This window comes from Hymenobacter glaciei (genome assembly GCF_039539585.1).
Classification (GTDB): domain Bacteria; phylum Bacteroidota; class Bacteroidia; order Cytophagales; family Hymenobacteraceae; genus Hymenobacter; species Hymenobacter glaciei.
In genome coordinates this window covers 116,651-131,860 of record NZ_BAABDK010000016.1, presented here as the reverse complement: position 1 = coordinate 131,860, position 15,210 = coordinate 116,651, and the positions used below count along the sequence as shown (strand labels likewise).

General features: G+C 63.1%; 18 protein-coding genes. 9 read left to right on the top strand and 9 right to left on the bottom strand.

Features of this window, described 5'->3' with window-relative positions:
• Nucleotides 1–53: 53 nt before the first annotated feature.
• From ABD837_RS09495 to ABD837_RS09485, 3 genes are all read right to left on the bottom strand, one after another.
• The gene (locus tag ABD837_RS09495; RefSeq protein ID WP_345053365.1) at nucleotides 54–1,100 is read right to left on the bottom strand and encodes a sensor histidine kinase; all 1,047 of its coding nucleotides are present in this window, start codon (nucleotides 1,098–1,100) and stop codon (nucleotides 54–56) included.
• Between the two features lie 92 nt (nucleotides 1,101–1,192).
• A complete protein-coding gene (locus ABD837_RS09490; protein WP_345053362.1) occupies nucleotides 1,193–1,849 on the bottom strand; it encodes a hypothetical protein in 657 nt (218 codons plus the stop codon).
• Between the two features lie 229 nt (nucleotides 1,850–2,078).
• Nucleotides 2,079–3,023, bottom strand: coding sequence for a T9SS type A sorting domain-containing protein (locus ABD837_RS09485; protein WP_345053360.1), 945 nt, complete (start codon nucleotides 3,021–3,023; stop codon nucleotides 2,079–2,081).
• Between the two features lie 194 nt (nucleotides 3,024–3,217).
• On the opposite strand from ABD837_RS09485, the gene ABD837_RS09480 reads away from it, so the two are divergent.
• Nucleotides 3,218–4,450: a serine hydrolase gene (locus ABD837_RS09480; RefSeq protein ID WP_345053357.1), complete on the top strand. Its 1,233-nt coding sequence runs from the start codon at nucleotides 3,218–3,220 to the stop codon at nucleotides 4,448–4,450.
• Here ABD837_RS09480 and ABD837_RS09475 read toward each other — a convergent pair.
• Entirely contained in the window at nucleotides 4,447–4,866 is a 420-nt protein-coding gene (locus ABD837_RS09475) for a thiol-disulfide oxidoreductase DCC family protein (RefSeq protein ID WP_345053354.1), read from the bottom strand. The two genes, ABD837_RS09480 and ABD837_RS09475, sit on opposite strands and share 4 nt — an antisense overlap.
• 141 nt (nucleotides 4,867–5,007) lie before the next feature.
• Nucleotides 5,008–5,184 (bottom strand): hypothetical protein, encoded by a 177-nt coding sequence (locus tag ABD837_RS09470; RefSeq protein ID WP_345053351.1) that lies wholly within the window; start codon nucleotides 5,182–5,184, stop codon nucleotides 5,008–5,010.
• Here ABD837_RS09470 and ABD837_RS09465 point away from each other — a divergent pair.
• The 3 genes from ABD837_RS09465 to ABD837_RS09455 all read left to right on the top strand — a co-directional run bounded on the left by ABD837_RS09465 (nucleotide 5,183) and on the right by ABD837_RS09455 (nucleotide 7,664).
• A complete protein-coding gene (locus ABD837_RS09465) occupies nucleotides 5,183–5,479 on the top strand; it encodes a hypothetical protein (RefSeq protein ID WP_345053349.1) in 297 nt (98 codons plus the stop codon). The two genes, ABD837_RS09470 and ABD837_RS09465, sit on opposite strands and share 2 nt — an antisense overlap.
• A gap of 186 nt (nucleotides 5,480–5,665) precedes the next feature.
• On the top strand, nucleotides 5,666–7,243 hold the full coding sequence (locus ABD837_RS09460) for an HTTM domain-containing protein (RefSeq protein ID WP_345053346.1): 1,578 nt from the start codon (nucleotides 5,666–5,668) through the stop codon (nucleotides 7,241–7,243).
• Nucleotides 7,244–7,373: 130 nt separating this feature from the next.
• Nucleotides 7,374–7,664, top strand: coding sequence for a hypothetical protein (locus ABD837_RS09455; protein WP_345053342.1), 291 nt, complete (start codon nucleotides 7,374–7,376; stop codon nucleotides 7,662–7,664).
• A 92-nt stretch (nucleotides 7,665–7,756) separates the two neighbouring features.
• Here the strand turns inward: ABD837_RS09455 and ABD837_RS09450 are convergent, their stop codons facing one another.
• Complete coding sequence (locus tag ABD837_RS09450; protein ID WP_345053339.1) at nucleotides 7,757–8,908, bottom strand: esterase/lipase family protein; 1,152 nt, start codon at nucleotides 8,906–8,908, stop codon at nucleotides 7,757–7,759.
• A 114-nt stretch (nucleotides 8,909–9,022) separates the two neighbouring features.
• Here ABD837_RS09450 and ABD837_RS09445 point away from each other — a divergent pair, with 114 nt between their 5' ends.
• Nucleotides 9,023–9,361 (top strand): hypothetical protein, encoded by a 339-nt coding sequence (locus ABD837_RS09445; protein WP_345053337.1) that lies wholly within the window; start codon nucleotides 9,023–9,025, stop codon nucleotides 9,359–9,361.
• A 197-nt stretch (nucleotides 9,362–9,558) separates the two neighbouring features.
• A complete protein-coding gene (locus ABD837_RS09440; protein ID WP_345053335.1) occupies nucleotides 9,559–10,707 on the top strand; it encodes an MBL fold metallo-hydrolase in 1,149 nt (382 codons plus the stop codon).
• A gap of 131 nt (nucleotides 10,708–10,838) precedes the next feature.
• Here ABD837_RS09440 and ABD837_RS09435 read toward each other — a convergent pair whose 3' ends face one another.
• Nucleotides 10,839–11,285: an IS4 family transposase gene (locus tag ABD837_RS09435; RefSeq protein WP_345053333.1), complete on the bottom strand. Its 447-nt coding sequence runs from the start codon at nucleotides 11,283–11,285 to the stop codon at nucleotides 10,839–10,841.
• Nucleotides 11,286–11,463: 178 nt separating this feature from the next.
• Here ABD837_RS09435 and ABD837_RS09430 point away from each other — a divergent pair, with 178 nt between their 5' ends.
• The 3 genes from ABD837_RS09430 (at nucleotide 11,464) to ABD837_RS09420 (ending at nucleotide 13,519) form a co-directional block, all read left to right on the top strand.
• Nucleotides 11,464–12,477: an ISAs1 family transposase gene (locus ABD837_RS09430; RefSeq protein ID WP_345053987.1), complete on the top strand. Its 1,014-nt coding sequence runs from the start codon at nucleotides 11,464–11,466 to the stop codon at nucleotides 12,475–12,477.
• 213 nt (nucleotides 12,478–12,690) lie between these two features.
• Complete coding sequence (locus ABD837_RS09425; RefSeq protein WP_345053332.1) at nucleotides 12,691–13,101, top strand: LIC_13387 family protein; 411 nt, start codon at nucleotides 12,691–12,693, stop codon at nucleotides 13,099–13,101.
• A 25-nt stretch (nucleotides 13,102–13,126) separates the two neighbouring features.
• On the top strand, nucleotides 13,127–13,519 hold the full coding sequence (locus ABD837_RS09420; protein ID WP_345053330.1) for a hypothetical protein: 393 nt from the start codon (nucleotides 13,127–13,129) through the stop codon (nucleotides 13,517–13,519).
• A gap of 252 nt (nucleotides 13,520–13,771) precedes the next feature.
• On the opposite strand, the gene ABD837_RS09415 is transcribed toward ABD837_RS09420, so the two are convergent.
• Both ABD837_RS09415 and ABD837_RS09410 read right to left on the bottom strand, forming a co-directional pair.
• Nucleotides 13,772–14,134, bottom strand: coding sequence for a DUF6463 family protein (locus ABD837_RS09415; protein ID WP_345053328.1), 363 nt, complete (start codon nucleotides 14,132–14,134; stop codon nucleotides 13,772–13,774).
• A 358-nt stretch (nucleotides 14,135–14,492) separates the two neighbouring features.
• A complete protein-coding gene (locus ABD837_RS09410; RefSeq protein WP_345053325.1) occupies nucleotides 14,493–15,122 on the bottom strand; it encodes a flavin reductase family protein in 630 nt (209 codons plus the stop codon).
• Nucleotides 15,123–15,210: the final 88 nt, after the last annotated feature.

Here is a 15,210-nt window from a genome sequence, read left to right as displayed (position 1 = left end):
CGAAAGCGCAAGTAAACGCATGGCGGAAGGAGCGTGGTAACGACCCAGCGGCCTTAGAGCGTGAGGTGCAGGTAGGTAGAATAGGCGGTGGGCTCGTCGATGACGCGCAATTCGTAGCGGCCGGGGTAGACGGCATCAAGGCGGCGGCGGGTGTTTTCCAGGCCGATGCCGGTGGAGTGCTCGACGGGGCCGGTGCGCTTGCGGTTGTGGGTGAAAAAGGTGAGCTGGTTTTCGTGCAGGTCCAGGCGCAGCAGCACCGGGTGCGCGGCATCGAACAGTTCGCCGTGCTTGAAGCAGTTTTCGACGAAGTTGATGAGCACCAGCGGCAACACCAGCAAAAACCGGGTGCTGCCCTCGGTATCAAACTGTACCTGCAGCTGGTCGCCGAAGCGCAGCTTGCTTAGAGCCAGGTAATTGCGCAGGTGCTGCACTTCTTTGTCGAGGGCCACCTTGCCGTGTTCACTGCCCTCGTGCAGGGCGTAGCGCATGATGTCGGAGAGCAGCAGCACGCTCTTGGCCGTGGGCTCGGAGAGGGGGTAGACCTGGGCGTAGAGGAAGTTGAGGGCGTTGAAAAGGAAGTGCGGGTTGATTTGGCTTTTCAGAAAGGCGATGTCGGCTTCGAGCAGGCTGCGCTCCTGCAGGCGCAGCTGGTGTTCCTGTTCGCGCAGCCGCCGCAGCAGCCCAATGGAGTGCGAGGCGTAGGCATACAGCAGGCTATAGCCCAGGAAAATGGTGCCCCGGTAGTAGGTGCCTGCTATGAATGGCTGAAAAGCGGGTGTGTAGAGCGGCTCAACCTTTAAGCCCAGGCTTGGCAGCAGGTAGAAGTGCATGCCGTAGCGCATTGCGCCAAAAGTCAGCATCACTCCCAACAGGCCCAGCGCGTAGGCTGCATAACGCCGTTTGAGCAGGTAGCGGGGAAACAGCCACAACGCGTTGCTGTACACCAGCGCTGCGTTCAGCGACCAGGTGAGCAGGGACGTTCCCGGGCTGGGCACGCTTTCCTTCATCATTATCAGGAAGCACACCTCGTAGGTGTAGTACCCCAACCAGGCTGCTGCATGAATCAGAACGGTTTTGACACGGGCCAGGGGAAGGGGCATAGAAAAAGCGGGAGCAGGCGGCGAAAGCGCAAAGGTGTTCATAAAAACGGGGCAGCAGACGTAGGTTGAACGCGGAGACCGGGCCCGCCAGCTTAGCGGACCAGGCTCAGGCGCACGCCCAGCTCCACGGTGGCCGATACGGGCAAGCGTACTCCGAGCCCGCTCCAGAGCAAAGGCACGGTTTCGGCCCCAAGGCCGGCAAACGCATCGACCAGGCCGTGGCTGCCGAGGCGGCGCTGCATGCCCCACTGGGCACTGAGGCCCAGCCCACCGGGATACAGCTGGCCGAAATATGGGAAAGCTTCGGCGCGGGCATTTAGCGCCACGTAGTTGCCGCCGTAGGCCCTGGTGATGGGGTGGGCATCGGCGCGGTAGTAGCGCCGTACGCCCAACTCAGCCCCCAGCTTGAAGACCCGAAAACCATACTCACTATTGGCGAACGGGCGTACCCGGCCCGCTATGCCTAAGGCATCCAGGCTACCGGTAATAGCCAGCTTGGAACTGAGGCGCCGCTCGATGCCTAGCTGCAGCGGCACTGGCACGATTTGGCCAATGCCACTGAGGGTGCGGTTGGTGAGCACCGTACCGAACTTGAGAAGCGTGGTGCGCTGGAACTCGGGCGCCACCGCCGCTGGGGCAGCCGGAGCAGTAGCGTTGGCCGGCACCGGGGCGGTTTGCGCCCGGGCAGTAAGTGCGGTGCCAAGGCTGGCCATGAGCAGGAAAGTGCGGAAGGAGGAGGAGGTACGCATTGCAGAAAAAAGGTGAATGGTGGAAAAGGAGCCGGGCCAGTCCGGCGGCGTTCGGATGCTACAAACCTCGCCCGGCGCCCCTGCTACCCAAAGAATATTACACCAACCCCCCGTTTTCGAGTACCAACGCCCGCAACAGTCGCCATTCCGGCCGCTAAGGCAAGCGCCCCACCCGCTGGGCCAAGGGGCCAGTGGGTGGGGCGCAGGAACGACTGCGGGAGGTAAGTAGCTACCGGATAAGCTGGCGGGTAATGACGCCCGTTGGTGCCTGCACCTGCACGGTGTACACGCCAGCTGGCAGGTCGCCCAGGTCGAGGAAACGTTCTGCGGTTGTCAAACCCGGGCGGAGCGCCGCTTCGCGGTGCACGGTACGGCCGGCCACGTCGAGCACTACCAGCGGGGCCGTCAACAGGGCCGGCTCAGTACTGCCGAGGCGGTAGCGGCCGTCGGGGCTGGGATTGGGCCACACGGCTAGCGAGGCCGTCTTAGCTGGTCCGCGCGCAGCCAGCACCGTGCCCGTCAACGAGATATTGTCAACCAGCAGCGTGGTGCCGTCGGTGCGGATATCGACAGAGCCCGACGTAAAGCGCAGCATCACCGAATCCGGCGTGAGGGAGGAGTAATAGTGGAGGGGCACCCGGGCCAGGGTGTAGGCCGAAGTCTGGGCCGGCACCATAAAAAGGGCTTCGGCCACCAGCTCGGCGGTGCCGTTCACGTTGCGGGTGAGGCGGACCAGCGCGGCGGCCGAATCGGCCACGTTGCCCTTCATTTGGTAGTAGAACTCGAGGGCGGCCGGTCGGGCGGTGCAGGGCAACCCGCCGGGCAGGTCGTCGACGCCGCCGTGCAGCGAGCTGCCCAGAATAATATCACCCGAAATCTGCCCCAGGCCCGGCACGGTGCGGGTTTGCAGCTGCACGGCCAGGGTGCCCTGCTGAGCGTCAGGGGCTTTGGTAACGGTACCCGTCGGGGTACGCTGCTGGGTGAGGAATTCTACAATGTCGTCGCTGGTCTGCCAGCCATCCGGGGCCTCCTCGCCGGCGCGGGGCTGCCAGCTTTCGAAGCTGCTGTTGGGGATGGCCGGGGCCTGCGCCGCCGCCAGGCCCGGAAGCAGCAGGACCAGTGCCGTGCCCAGCAAGCGGGGAGTCGATAAGGAGAAAGAGAAAGGGTTTTTCATGTGGAAAGGGAAAAAGGGAAGAAGAAAAAAGACGGTCTGCCGATTGCAGCTTAGCTGCTCTAATAGGCTGCGACAAACCTATGGCGTTGCCCCGCGGCTTGGAATTTTATTACACCAACGCCCGCTAAACCGGGACCAACGGCCCCGGCCCATCCTGTTATATTTGGCCGCATGATGCTCTTCCTGTTTCCCTGATGCGCGGGCTGCTACTGCTACTCTTGCTGGCTGGCACCGTGAAGGCCGGTGCCCAAGGCAGGGCCAATGCCCTACGCCAGGTGCTACGCCACGACACAGTTGGGCTGGGCCGGGTGCTGGCCCGCCCCGCTGCTTACCAACTACAGATTCTCTACACCCGCATCCGACGCGATGCGGCGGGCCAGCCGCACTTTCGCTCCTATAGCTACCGGGTACGGCCCCAAGAATACTTCTACCCGGCCAGCACCGTGAAGCTGGCCGGGGCTGCGCTGGCCCTGCAAAAGCTGCGGGCGTTGAGCGCGCAATCTCCCGGCCTCAGCCCCGACTCGCCGATGCTGACGGATTCGGCCTTCGCGGCCCAGTCGCGGGTGCGGCGCGACACCAGCAGCGCCAGCGGCCGGCCCACGATAGGCAACTACGTGCGCAAAGCGCTAATCGTGAGTGATAACGACGCTTTCAATCGACTCTACGAATTTGTGGGGCCCGGGGAGCTGAACCGCGAGCTGGCCCGCCTGGGTCTGCGCCACAGCCGCCTGCTGCACCGCCTGTCGGTGGGCGACCAGGAACCCGGCAGCCGCCACAGCAACCCCGTGCGCTTCTTCGCCGATACGGCCGCTACCCAGCTCCTGTATGCACAGCCGGCCGGCTACTTTAGTGGCGCGTGGCCCCGGCTTGGGCTGCGCGAGGAGGGTATTGGGCAGGCCTACCTCAACGGCAACCAGCAAATAACTGGTCCCATGGATTTTAGCCAGAAAAACGCCTTTTCGCTGCCCGACCAGCAGCAGCTGCTACGCACCATTCTATTCCCCGAAAGCGTGCCCGCCGCCCGCCGCCTGCGCCTGGCCCCCGACGACTACGCGCGGCTGCGGGCGGCACTGTCGGAGTTGCCGCGCGAAAGCCGCCACCCGTGCTACGACGTGGCCCACTACCCCGACACCTACGTCAAGTTTCTGCTGGGTGGGGCCGGCCTGGCCGCGCTGCCGCTGGGCGTGCGGGTGTTCAATAAAATCGGCCAGGCCTACGGCTTTCTCATCGACAATGCCTACGTGCAGGACGAAGCCCACGGCGTCGAATTCCTGCTCAGCGCCGTGCTGTACGTGAATGTCGACGGCGTGCTGAACGACGATAAGTACGAATACGACCGCATCGGTTTCCCCTTTCTGCGCGACCTCGGCCAGCGCGTGTACGAAGCCGAACTGCAGCGCGCCACGGCCTGGACGAAGCGCCGCTAGCAGAAGCGCGCTTTGAGTTCGGGGGTGGGCAGCCAGCAGCTTTCCTGCCGCCCAAACCAGCGGTAGCGGTGCCGGGCCACAAAGCGGTAGGCGGCGTCGCGCCAGGCCCGGGGCAGCAGGCGGCCCAGTAGCAGCAACCGCCACGGCCCGCCCAACTCCTGCGCTATGCGCAGCACGGCGTCGGAGTGCGAGTACAGTTTGCCGTCGAGCTCCAGCAGCACCGACTCGGGCTCGGCTGCAATGGCGGCGGCATCGGCGCCGTGAGTAGCCAGCACGGCTTGCCCCGCCGCACTTTGCAGCGCCGCAAACCGGAACCGGCCCGTCGGGTCGTGCTGAATGACGAACTGCACGAAGCCGTTGCAAAGGTTGCACACGCCGTCGAAGAGGATAAGCGCAGAAGCAGCAGGACTAGTCATGCGGGAATAAGCCTAAGGGAATTCGGATAACGGCCGGGTGAACGAGGGGTTGGGAGCCAGCCCCCAAAGCGGTGCTTCAAGGGTACGTATACGTAGTTGTACCGAAGAAAATACGGGTTTATTCCGCCGTTGTGCCACTTCTCAGCCCGTATAGCTATGCAAACCAACCACCTTATCCTGATGTTTACGAAAAAGAATAAGTGCTTCTCTCTTCACGCTTGCCCTGAGCACAGCGTTATTGAGCTCCTGCTCAAGCAATGGCTCTGGCGAGTCCGGCAACGGCGGTTCGGGTAGCACCACCGAATCGTCCAGCACCATGAGCAGCGATTCGAGCAGCATGACTTCGGATAGTGGCACCAGCTCACCCGACAACATGGGCTCGAGCAACGGCACCACCGCGGGCGGCACCACGGGCAGCAGCACAGCCGGTACCACGGGCGGCATGGCGGGCGCCGGCAGCACCTCGGGTTCGGGCAGCACGGCTGGCGGTGGCATGTCTGGTTCGGGCGCAACGGGCAGCAGCACGTCGGGTTCGGGTACCACGGCGGGCGGCAGCACGTCGACCTCGGGCACTACGGCAGGCGGCAGCACCTCCGGCTCCACCACGCGCTAACTGCGCTGCCGGGCCCGCGAGGATTCTGGCTGGCTATGGTGCAGCCAAATACTGCATCATGGTTAATGCGGCCATAGAAAGCCAGGCTTCGGCCGTTGAGAAGGAAGCCAGACGCCTGGCCTCTGTCACTCACGGGCCGGAGCCTGGCTTTCTGCGGGTTTGTAATAGATTGTCCAGAATGGCCATATGACTCTGCTCTCCTCGCCAACTTCTCAAGCACCGGCACAGCCCGTAGCCTTGGTTCCCCACCAGCGAACCGGCTTCTGGGGAGTACTGCGGCGCTCGTTTGTGCTCGACCTGCGGGCGCTGGCGCTGCTACGAGTGGCCACGGCCGCCGTTATCCTGCTCGACCTGGCCATTCGAAGCACCGACCTGGAAGCGCATTACGCCAACGTGGGCGTGCTGCCGGTGTCGGCACTTATGGACCACGCCTGGACGCCCTACCAGTTTTCGCTGCATGCCGCCAGCGGGCTGTGGCAGGCACAGGCGGTGCTGTTTGCGGTAGCAGCGGCAGCGGCAGTTGCCATGTTGCTGGGCTACCACACGCGGCTGGCTACGGTAGCTTCGTGGTTACTGCTGGTCTCGTTGCAGAACCGCAACCCGCTTATTGGGCAGGGCGGCGACGACCTGCTGCGCATGCTGCTGTTCTGGGGCATGTTTCTGCCCTGGGGCCGGGTGTGGTCCTGGGATGCGCGCAGCCGGCCTGCTCCCGCGCAACTCGGTTACTTCAGCGCCGCTACAGTGGCTTATGTGGTGCAGCTGGCCCTGCTGTACTGGTGCACCGCGCTGCTGAAAAACGGCCCTGAGTGGACCAAAACGGGCACGGCGCTGTACTACGCCTTCAGCCTCGACCAGGTGCTGCTGCCCGGCGGCCGCCTGCTGTACCCTTACCCGGCGCTGCTGCGCTTCCTCACGTTTGCCGCCTACTACACCGAGCTGCTGCTGCCGTTTGCCTTATTCATTCCGGTTGGGGTGAAGTGGTGGCGGCTGCTGGTAGTCGGTGTGCTGTTTGGCTTCCACCTGAGTATCAGCTTCACGCTATATGTAGGCCTGTTCTTCATCATCAACATGGCGTCGGTGCTGGGCTTGCTGCCGCCAATGGCCCTCGACTGGCTGACGGCCCGCGCGGCCCCGCACGCGGCGCGCACCCGGCGCTGGTGCCCGTCGCTGCCAACTTGGCCACTGCCGTGGCGCCTACGCCTGGAGCGGACCCGGCCCTCAACCGCGGATGGGCGGCGACTGGCGCGCACCGTGAGCAACACGTTTGTGGGCCTTGTGCTGGCCTATGTGTGCTGGTGGAACCTCGACGACGTGGCCGTGTTGCGCCCCGCCGGCCACCTGATGGCAGCCCCGGTGCGCTGGTTCGGCTACCTGTTTCGGGTCGACCAGCACTGGGGTATGTTTGCGCCGGCCGTGTTCAAAGACGATGGCTGGTACATACTGGAAGGCACGACCAATACCGGCCGCGTGCTCGACCTGAACCGGAGCGGTGCTCCCATGCGCTACGCCAAACCGGCATCGGTGGTGGCACTGTTCAAAAACGACCGGTGGCGCAAATACTCCGAAAACATCCTCTTCGTGAACAATGCCTGGATGCGGCCCTACTACTGCAACTACCTGCTGCGCATCTGGCACGAAAACCCGGCCCACGCGCCACTTCGGCACTTATCGGTGGTGTACATGAAAGAGGTTTCGCTGCCCAACTACCAGGTTTCGCGGCCAACGCGCGAGGTGCTGTGCGACTGTGAACCAGTCAAGCCCTAAGGCTTTGGGCCAGTAAGTAGTCGATTTACGTGTTTATGCTGAGCTAAATACGGGTATTTCGCGCCGCTACTGCCCGTATAACCAGACAAGCTCTGTGAGCGAATCTATTCTTTTTCTTTTTCCAAACCCCATGAAAAACAAACGTTCCTTCGCCTTGGCCGGCCTGCTCCTTAGCGCGTCGCTTGGTATGTTTAGTGCCTGCAGCACATCCGAAAATGCCGGTAGCGGCTCCACCAGTGGTTCTACTTCGGGCTCTACTTCAGGCTCTACCAGTGGCAGCACTACGTCCGGCACCACCAGCGGAATGTCCACCAGCGGCACCTCTACCAGTGGCAGCACTTCGGGCTCTACTACCAGCGGCACTACTTCGGGCAGCACGTCCGGCACTACGTCGGGCTCCACCACGGGCTCCACTACCTGAGCCAGCGCCAGCCGCTAGTGCTTCTGCAGCTTCGGTAAGCCGGGCCACCTTCGTCGAGATGGTGGCCCGGCTTTTTGTTGATAATCAAGTGGCTAACTCCACTGCTTGAGGTACTGAAACACCTCCGGATGCGTGAGCAGGCCGCCGTGGTGCTGCTGGCTGAACACGGCAGTGCGCACGCTGGCACCGGCGGGCATTGCCGCCTCATCGCCAAAAGTGGCGTGGCCGCGGGCGCTGCCGTGGCCCACCAGCCCATCGCCGAAATACTCGCGCAGGGCCGAGGGCCGGGTGGCCCGCAGCCACGACCCCATCAGAATGTGGTACTGCACGCCGGGCAGCGGCGGCACGGGCGTGCGCGGCGGCATGAAGTCGTTGGCGTGAGCGTCCTGCCAGTCCTCATCCACCAGAATGGAGTAGCGCAGGTCCTTGATGCCGTTGCTGCGCTGGTTGAGGGCCTTGCTGAGAAAGCGCGTCGGAAACAGGTTGATGCGCTCCAGCAGGCGGGCCGTGAAGTGCGAGTTCTGCTCCAGCCACGAGCCATCGTTGGGCGTGCCAATAAGGAAGATGGAGCGCAAATGGGCCAGCCAGGGCGCTTGGTTTTGAATTAATAATTGAGAATTAGTAATTGAGAATTGCGCGCTTTCTTGCGTTGACTTTGAGCTTAATTCTTCATTGTTAATTATTAATTTATTCCCATAATACCCTGCCGAGCGAATAATCAACCCGCCCATGCTGTGGCCCACCAGCACCAGCTCGCCAATGGCATCGGGCCAGGTTTCGACCAGCTCGGTGAGCAGGCGGTTGAGCTCGCGGCCGTTTTGGGAGAGGTGCAGGCCCGAGTTGAAGCGCAGGTACAGGGCGCGGCTGCGGGTTTCTTCGGCCAGGCGCGGGCCGTAGCGGCGGCTGCCCGGCGCATCCTGGAAGCCGGTTTGCCAGATGAGCTCGTCGCCCATCAGGCCGTGGATGTACACCACGGTTTTTTGGTGGAGCTCGGCCAGGCCCAGGTCGGCCACGGCCACGTCGTGGCCGCCGCGCCGAAAGCTCATGCGAATGGCCCGCGAGTCGAAGCGGGTGGCCAGCTGGTCGCCGAGCGCGCCATTGAGCACGGGCAGGAAAAAATGCTGGTGCGCCTGGCCCGCCCGCACGAGGTAGCTGGCGCCCTGCACGGGCAGCAGGGCAGCCCGGCCCACGGCCCCCAGGGCACGGCGGAAGCGGGAAGGTGGCTTGGGAGCAGAATCGGACATAAGCAAGCAGGGCAGGGGTGGGCCCGCCTCCGAAAGTACCACCAGTACCGCCATAAGGTTGGCCTTCCGTCCGAAATCAACGTACTTTGCATAACTAATTCCAAGCACTACTTCATGAAGCTTACCCTCCGTCCCGCCCTGGCCCTGTTGCTGGGCACCGCTTTGGCGGCCTCGCTTTCGTCCTGCGACTATAACTGGAGCCCCGGCGTAAACCCGCAATTCCAACACGGCTTCACCAACCCTCCCGGCTGGCACAACGCCGATGTGAACCGCGACAGCATTAATTACAAGCAAAAAGCCTACACGCCCATTGGCACCGGCTCGGCCGCTGGCATTAAGAACGGCACCGTGCAGGACAAGCTCGATTCGGCTCCGGCCGGCTCCAGTGCCACCGGCGGCCAGAGCGCCAGCGGCCAGATGGGCGACGTGGAGCAGGCGCAGCCAAAAAAATAGCACGCACGTGCATCCATGCTGAAAAGCCCGCTGCTGGATAAGCAGCGGGCTTTTTGCGTTGGCGCCAAGCACAACCGTTGGCGCCGGCTAAGCCCAACGATGATGAACAAAGGCCAACCTTGGGGTCGGAACGAACCGTAGTATCAGCGCCGCGCCGGCTGGCGGGCCCCGGTTCGTTCACTTTTTCTATCATCGCAATGCTTTCCAATGATGCCTCGCGGGCCAGTATGCCCGCATTCACTGCCGTAGTGCCCGGTCTGAGCGTGCTGCGCGACGTGTTCGTAAACCTGTACTACGCCTTCGCGCCCGACCAGCCCCAAGGCCCCTGGGCACTGATTGACGCTGGCCTACCCGGCTCGGCGGGCAAGATTAAGGCGCACGCCCAGGAACTGTTTGGGGCTGATACGCCGCCCACCGCCATCCTGCTCACCCACGGCCATTTCGACCACGTAGGCGGCCTGCACGGGCTGCTCGAGGCTTGGCCCGACGTGCCGGTGTACGCGCACCCCCTGGAGCTGCCCTTCCTCACCGGCCGCTCGGCCTACCCCGCGCCCGACCCCACCGTGGGCGGCGGCATGATGGCCTACTTGTCGTTCACCTACCCCAAGCAGCCCTACGACTTTGGCAGCCGCGTGCAGGCCCTGCCCGCCGACGGCACCGTGCCCGGCCTGCCAGGCTGGCGCTGGGTGCATACGCCGGGCCACACGTTCGGGCACGTGTCGTTTTTCCGGGAGCACGACAAAGTGCTGGTGGCGGGCGATGCCTTTACCACGGTGTTTGCCGAGTCGGGCCTCAGCACCCTCACCCAAAAGCAGGAAGTGCACGGACCGCCGGCCTACTTCACGCCCGACTGGGACGCGGCCCGTGCTTCGGTTGAGCTGCTGGCGCGCATGGAACCGGAGGTAGCCGCCACCGGCCACGGCATTGCCATGCACGGCAATGCCCTGCGCACGCAGCTGGCCACTTTGGTGGCACAATTCGACACCGTGGCGCGGCCCAAAGTGGGCCGCTACGCCCAGCAACCTGCTACTGCCAACGGCAGCGGCGTGACTTCGGTGCCACCACCGCTGGTGAACCCCTGGCTGAAAGCAGCAGCAGTGGCGGGAGTTGCCATCGGGGTGCTGGCGTTGGCCTCCGCCGGCAGTAAAAAACGGAAGAAAGCACGCCACGGACACGCGCAATCCCAGCGCTCCACCTCGGCCAAACCGGATTCATTAGAGCACGACTGGAATCACGAAGACCAGGCGCCGTTCCATCCCACTGGGGCCGTGCAGTCGCCGCACTACATGGGGGAGCACCACCAGCCAACCCACAACCAGGGCAACACTGACCAGTACGACGCCTAAGACAGGCACTACTAACTGGATGTTCATCAACCAAAGTGTGCATTTTAAGCATCAAAAAAGCCCGCCTCGTAATAAGCTTGTCCTTACCCACATCTTGCTAGAAAGCGCCGGCCAGCAGGCCGGCGCTTTTTTTAGTCCTCGTCCAAGGTCAGGTGCGCCGCCAAGCGCACGCCTGTCACGAGCTGGCGCAGGCTCAGGAGCCCGAGCCAGAGCGTTTGCCACCCCGGTGGCCCATCGCCCGTCCGCCCCAGGTGCCCGCCCAGGGCGTAAAACACGTCGCGTACCGTGACCAGCGGCCGCGGACGCAGGCTGCGTAAAATGCGCAAGTAGGTGGCCGAGAGCCCGGCCGTTTCGGCTGGCGCCTCGGGCTGCTGCCGGCTGCGTTCCCGCAGTTCGACCAGGGCCAGGGCCACCACGCTGAGCAGGGCCACGGCGGCGAACAGGCGCGCCGCCGTTTGCAGTTGCAGGCGCTCGGCCCCCAGGCCCGTCTTCAAGGCCTTGTGGAAATCCTCGATGAGCCAGCGGCTGGCGTACTGCCGCACCACGGCCTGGGCCTGGGGCAACCCAGTTACGGGCATATCGGTGAGCAGCAGCTACTCCACCCCCGGCGTGCCGTCCGCCGGCGCCTCCCAGACCCGCACCGCGGTCGCGGCCACCGGCTCGCCCTTGCCCGTGGCCCCGCCCGGTCGCTGCGGGGCCCGCAGGGCCAGCGGCGGACTCCAACTCAGGTGCAACACCACCTCCCGCGCTGGCTAACTGGTTGACATCCTGGCCCTGCTGCTGTGCGGCACGTTGGCCAGCTGCGACGATTTGCTGGAAATTTGCGACTACGGCCGTGCCCGACTCGCCTTTCTGCGGGCGGAACTGGGCTTGTCTTTTGCCAACAGCATCCCCTCCGAAGACACGTTAGAAAGGCTGCTCAAACGCCTGAACCCAACCGAATTGGAGCAGACCTTGCGGGCCTGCGCCGGGTCGCTGGCCAGGTGGCAGTTGTGCGTCGACGGCAAGGAACACCGCGCCACCACCCCCGCTGGCCAGCGCCATGCCCTGGTGCGGACCGTCAGCGTGTGGCTGGCCGATGCCCACCTGAGTTTTGGACAGGCGCAGATTGGGGCCAAAACGAACGAAAAAACGGCGATTCCGGCCCTGCTCGACGTGGCCGGCAGCATCGTGACCATCGACGCCATTGCCTGTCAGCCGGACATCGTCGGCAAGGTGGTCGAGCGCGGGGCGGACTACGTGATTGCCCTGAAAAAGAACGCCAAAACCCTCTACGAGCAGGCCAGCGAGCACCTGCTGGCCCGCAGCGTCCACCTGCCGACTTGGCGCAGCGTCTACAAGGGCCACGGCGGGGGGGAGCAGCGCACGGTGCGCATTTGCCAGGACCTGGCCTTGCTCGAGGCCTGCGCCGATTGGCCGGGCCTGCGCACGCTCGTGCTGGTGGAAACAGAACGGCACACCCGCCAGGGCGTTGCCCGCACCCAGCGCTTCTACCTCAGCTCGTTAACGGACCACGACCCGGCGGTCTACGCCCGCCTCGTTCGGGGGCACTGGGCCGTCGAAAACCAGTTACACTGGCAACTCGACCTCACCTTCAAGGAAGACCAGTCGCGCTTGCGAACGGGCCATGCGGCCCTTAACACCAATATCTTACGCCAAACGGCCCTCTACTTGCTGGCCCAGGACCCAAAGCCCATCAGCCTCAACCGAAAGCGCAAACAAGCCGCCTATGACAATGAGTACCTCCGCCGGCTACTACAAAATGCCTGATATTTGGTGCGCAAGCCCTCCCTTCCATCAAAATACGAAGCATAATCCCCGCTGCACCCCGACCTTCACTCACGTTTGAGCACTGCCTCGCGGGCCTGTGGTTGGTGCCGGGCTGCCCAAATTTCCTTCGGGGCGTGCCGGCGCCGGTGGCCAAGGGCCGGCTCGTAAAGCGCCGGTGGTATGCCTCAATTTCTAACCCTTTTTTGTTTTAACATGGCCCACGTCCTGCTAATTGCCGGAAGCCTTATGCTGCTGCTGCTGGGCAGCTGCCATTTGGTACTTACATTTTTCAGCCAGAAGTTCTACCCCCGCCAAGCTGAAACCAGGCAGCAAATGGAGCAGGATTCGCCCGTGCTGACTCGCGAAAGCACCGTGTGGCAGGGCTGGGTTGGGAATCATGCCAGCCACAGCGCCGGAATGATGTTTGTGGGAGCGAATACGCTGGCGCTTGGCCTCCAGTCGTTCGACCGCTACACGCACTCCCCGGTGCTGCCCTGGCTGACGCTGGGCGTGTGCGGGTTCTATGTTTTCCTGGCGCAGCGGTACTGGTTTTGGGCGCCGCTGGTGGGCCTAATGGTCGCCACTGGTTGCTTGCTGGCTTCGTGGGTGCTGGCCCGCGGCTAACCGGCGCTGCTGGTAACTTGCGTCCATGCCTTCGGATGCGCTGCCCCAACGCCTGCTTTTCGTGTACAACGCCGACGGCGGCTTGCTGCCCGGCCTGAAGGACCTGTTCCACAAAATCCTTTCGCCGGCCACCTACCCGTGCTCGCTCTGCGCCGTCACGTACGGGGCCACCGCCCTGCGGCCCGAGTGGAAGGAATTCGTCCAGGCGTTGCCCGTGCCGGTGGCGTTTTTGCACCGCGACGAGTTCGTGCGGGCCTATCCGGCGAAGCAAAATGAGCCGCTGCCGGCCGCGTTTGCGGTGGGCGGGAGCGGGGCGCTGACGTCCTTTATTGAAGCGCCCGAAATGGACGCGGCCGATTTGAACGGGCTGATGGCGCTGGTGCAGCAGCGGCTGTCAGCAGCAGGCTCCGCTAGTTAAGAGACTTGTTTACGAATAAGTAAGGCTTCCGCACCAAATTCCGCGGTTTTTGAGCTGTTTTGTCATTGTCAAACCGCTTTGGGAGGCGCTTTCAGTGGTTCTGCACAGTGGAAGCAAAACGAAGGGCGTTTTTTGTGATTGGCAGAAAATGGCAACCCGTCAAATAGGGCTAAAAACCGCGAAATTTGGTGCGGAAGCCCTATCCGCGAAGTTGTATGACCCCGACGAAAAAACAGATGATGTATTTTTAGTTTAGTGAATCAATCCGTAGCCCCCTAAAATAAAGAATGGCGAGAGGAGTAAAAGCAGCCAAAGGGGCGATTTGGGAAATGCCAGCACGCCTACAACGGCAGTGCCCAATAGCGAAAAGCCGATTATTTTAAGGAGACTAAAATCCTGGGTGGCCACTGAATGGATTGCCACGAAACCAATTAATGCAATAGGCGGCCCCAGAATGGTGAACCAGAAAGCAACTCTTCGGTCGTCCGATTCACTGAACTTCCCGACGAAGCCTTCCGCAATCGCAGCCTGAAATTGCGGTTTAAACTGTATGATGCCAAATAGAACATGGGCGATGCCCAGGCCGAAGAGCACCCAACTGGCAATAAGTACCATATTCAACGCTTCTTAATCAAGTTTTTGTTTTGCAAAATCGCGCAGCACTGCTTGAATTGAGCGGCCCACTGCGGGCGCCTGCTGCTTGGCCAGCCCTATTTGGGCGGCAGGGGCGAAGGTAGGGCAGTGGCATAGAAAAGCTCCAGAGCCCTCCGGTTGCTTGTCCTTACCCGCACCGTTCTCGCACCGCTCTAACATGTGGGTAAGGACAAGCTTGTAAGAAGGCGGGCTTTTTTGGTGCACCAATTCGAGTGAACTAAAGACTCGGAATGAGCGTGTGCCTGAAGCGCCTAAACCAGTGTACTAAGGGCGGTCCGAAACCCGCAGGTATTCTCCGCTTAGCCTGCCTGCTACTCGCTTATTCCGCCACTGGGAGCTTGCCTGGCCGGGCGTAGCCGAAGCGCACGGGTAGCTGCACGGCGTGGTAGCCGTCGAGGCCGGAAATGGCGGCGGTGCCGGCCGCGGCCAGGTTCAGCGTACCATCGGGCCGCAGCAGCTCATCGCGCAAGTACACGTGCTCCACGGTACCCACCAGCAGCACCGTGCCGTTGCTGATGTGGTGCTCTTCCAGCAACCGCAGGCCGATGCTGAGGGCGCTTTCGGCCACGTAGGGCGCCGCGAAACCGTCGCGGAAATCGGCGGTGAAGCCGCAGGCGTCGAACTCCGAAACATCATCCGGAAAGTTGGCCGAAGTGTAGTGGGCCTGGGCAGCCAAGGCCTCGGGCACGTGGTTGAGGGTGTAGCAGCCGCTGGCCTTGAGGTTGGCGTAGGTGTGGCGGGGCACCGTGGTGGGCCGCGTCACGATGCCCAGCAGCGCCGGGTCGGAGCCCAGGTGCAGGGCCGAGCTGAACACGGCCAGGTTGGTGCGGCCGTCGGGCGCGGCGGTGCCCACCAGGTTGGCTGGCTTGAAACCCGGCAGGCCGTTGACGAGGTTGAGGCGGTAGATTTTGTCGAACGCCTGAATGTCGGCGGCGGTGAGGTGGCGCATGTTGTCGGAGTAGGGAGCTGGAACAGGGCCAAGACCAGCGAGTCGGCCGATTGTTCGGTCCAACAAGGCATGGGTTCAGGCAATCGGG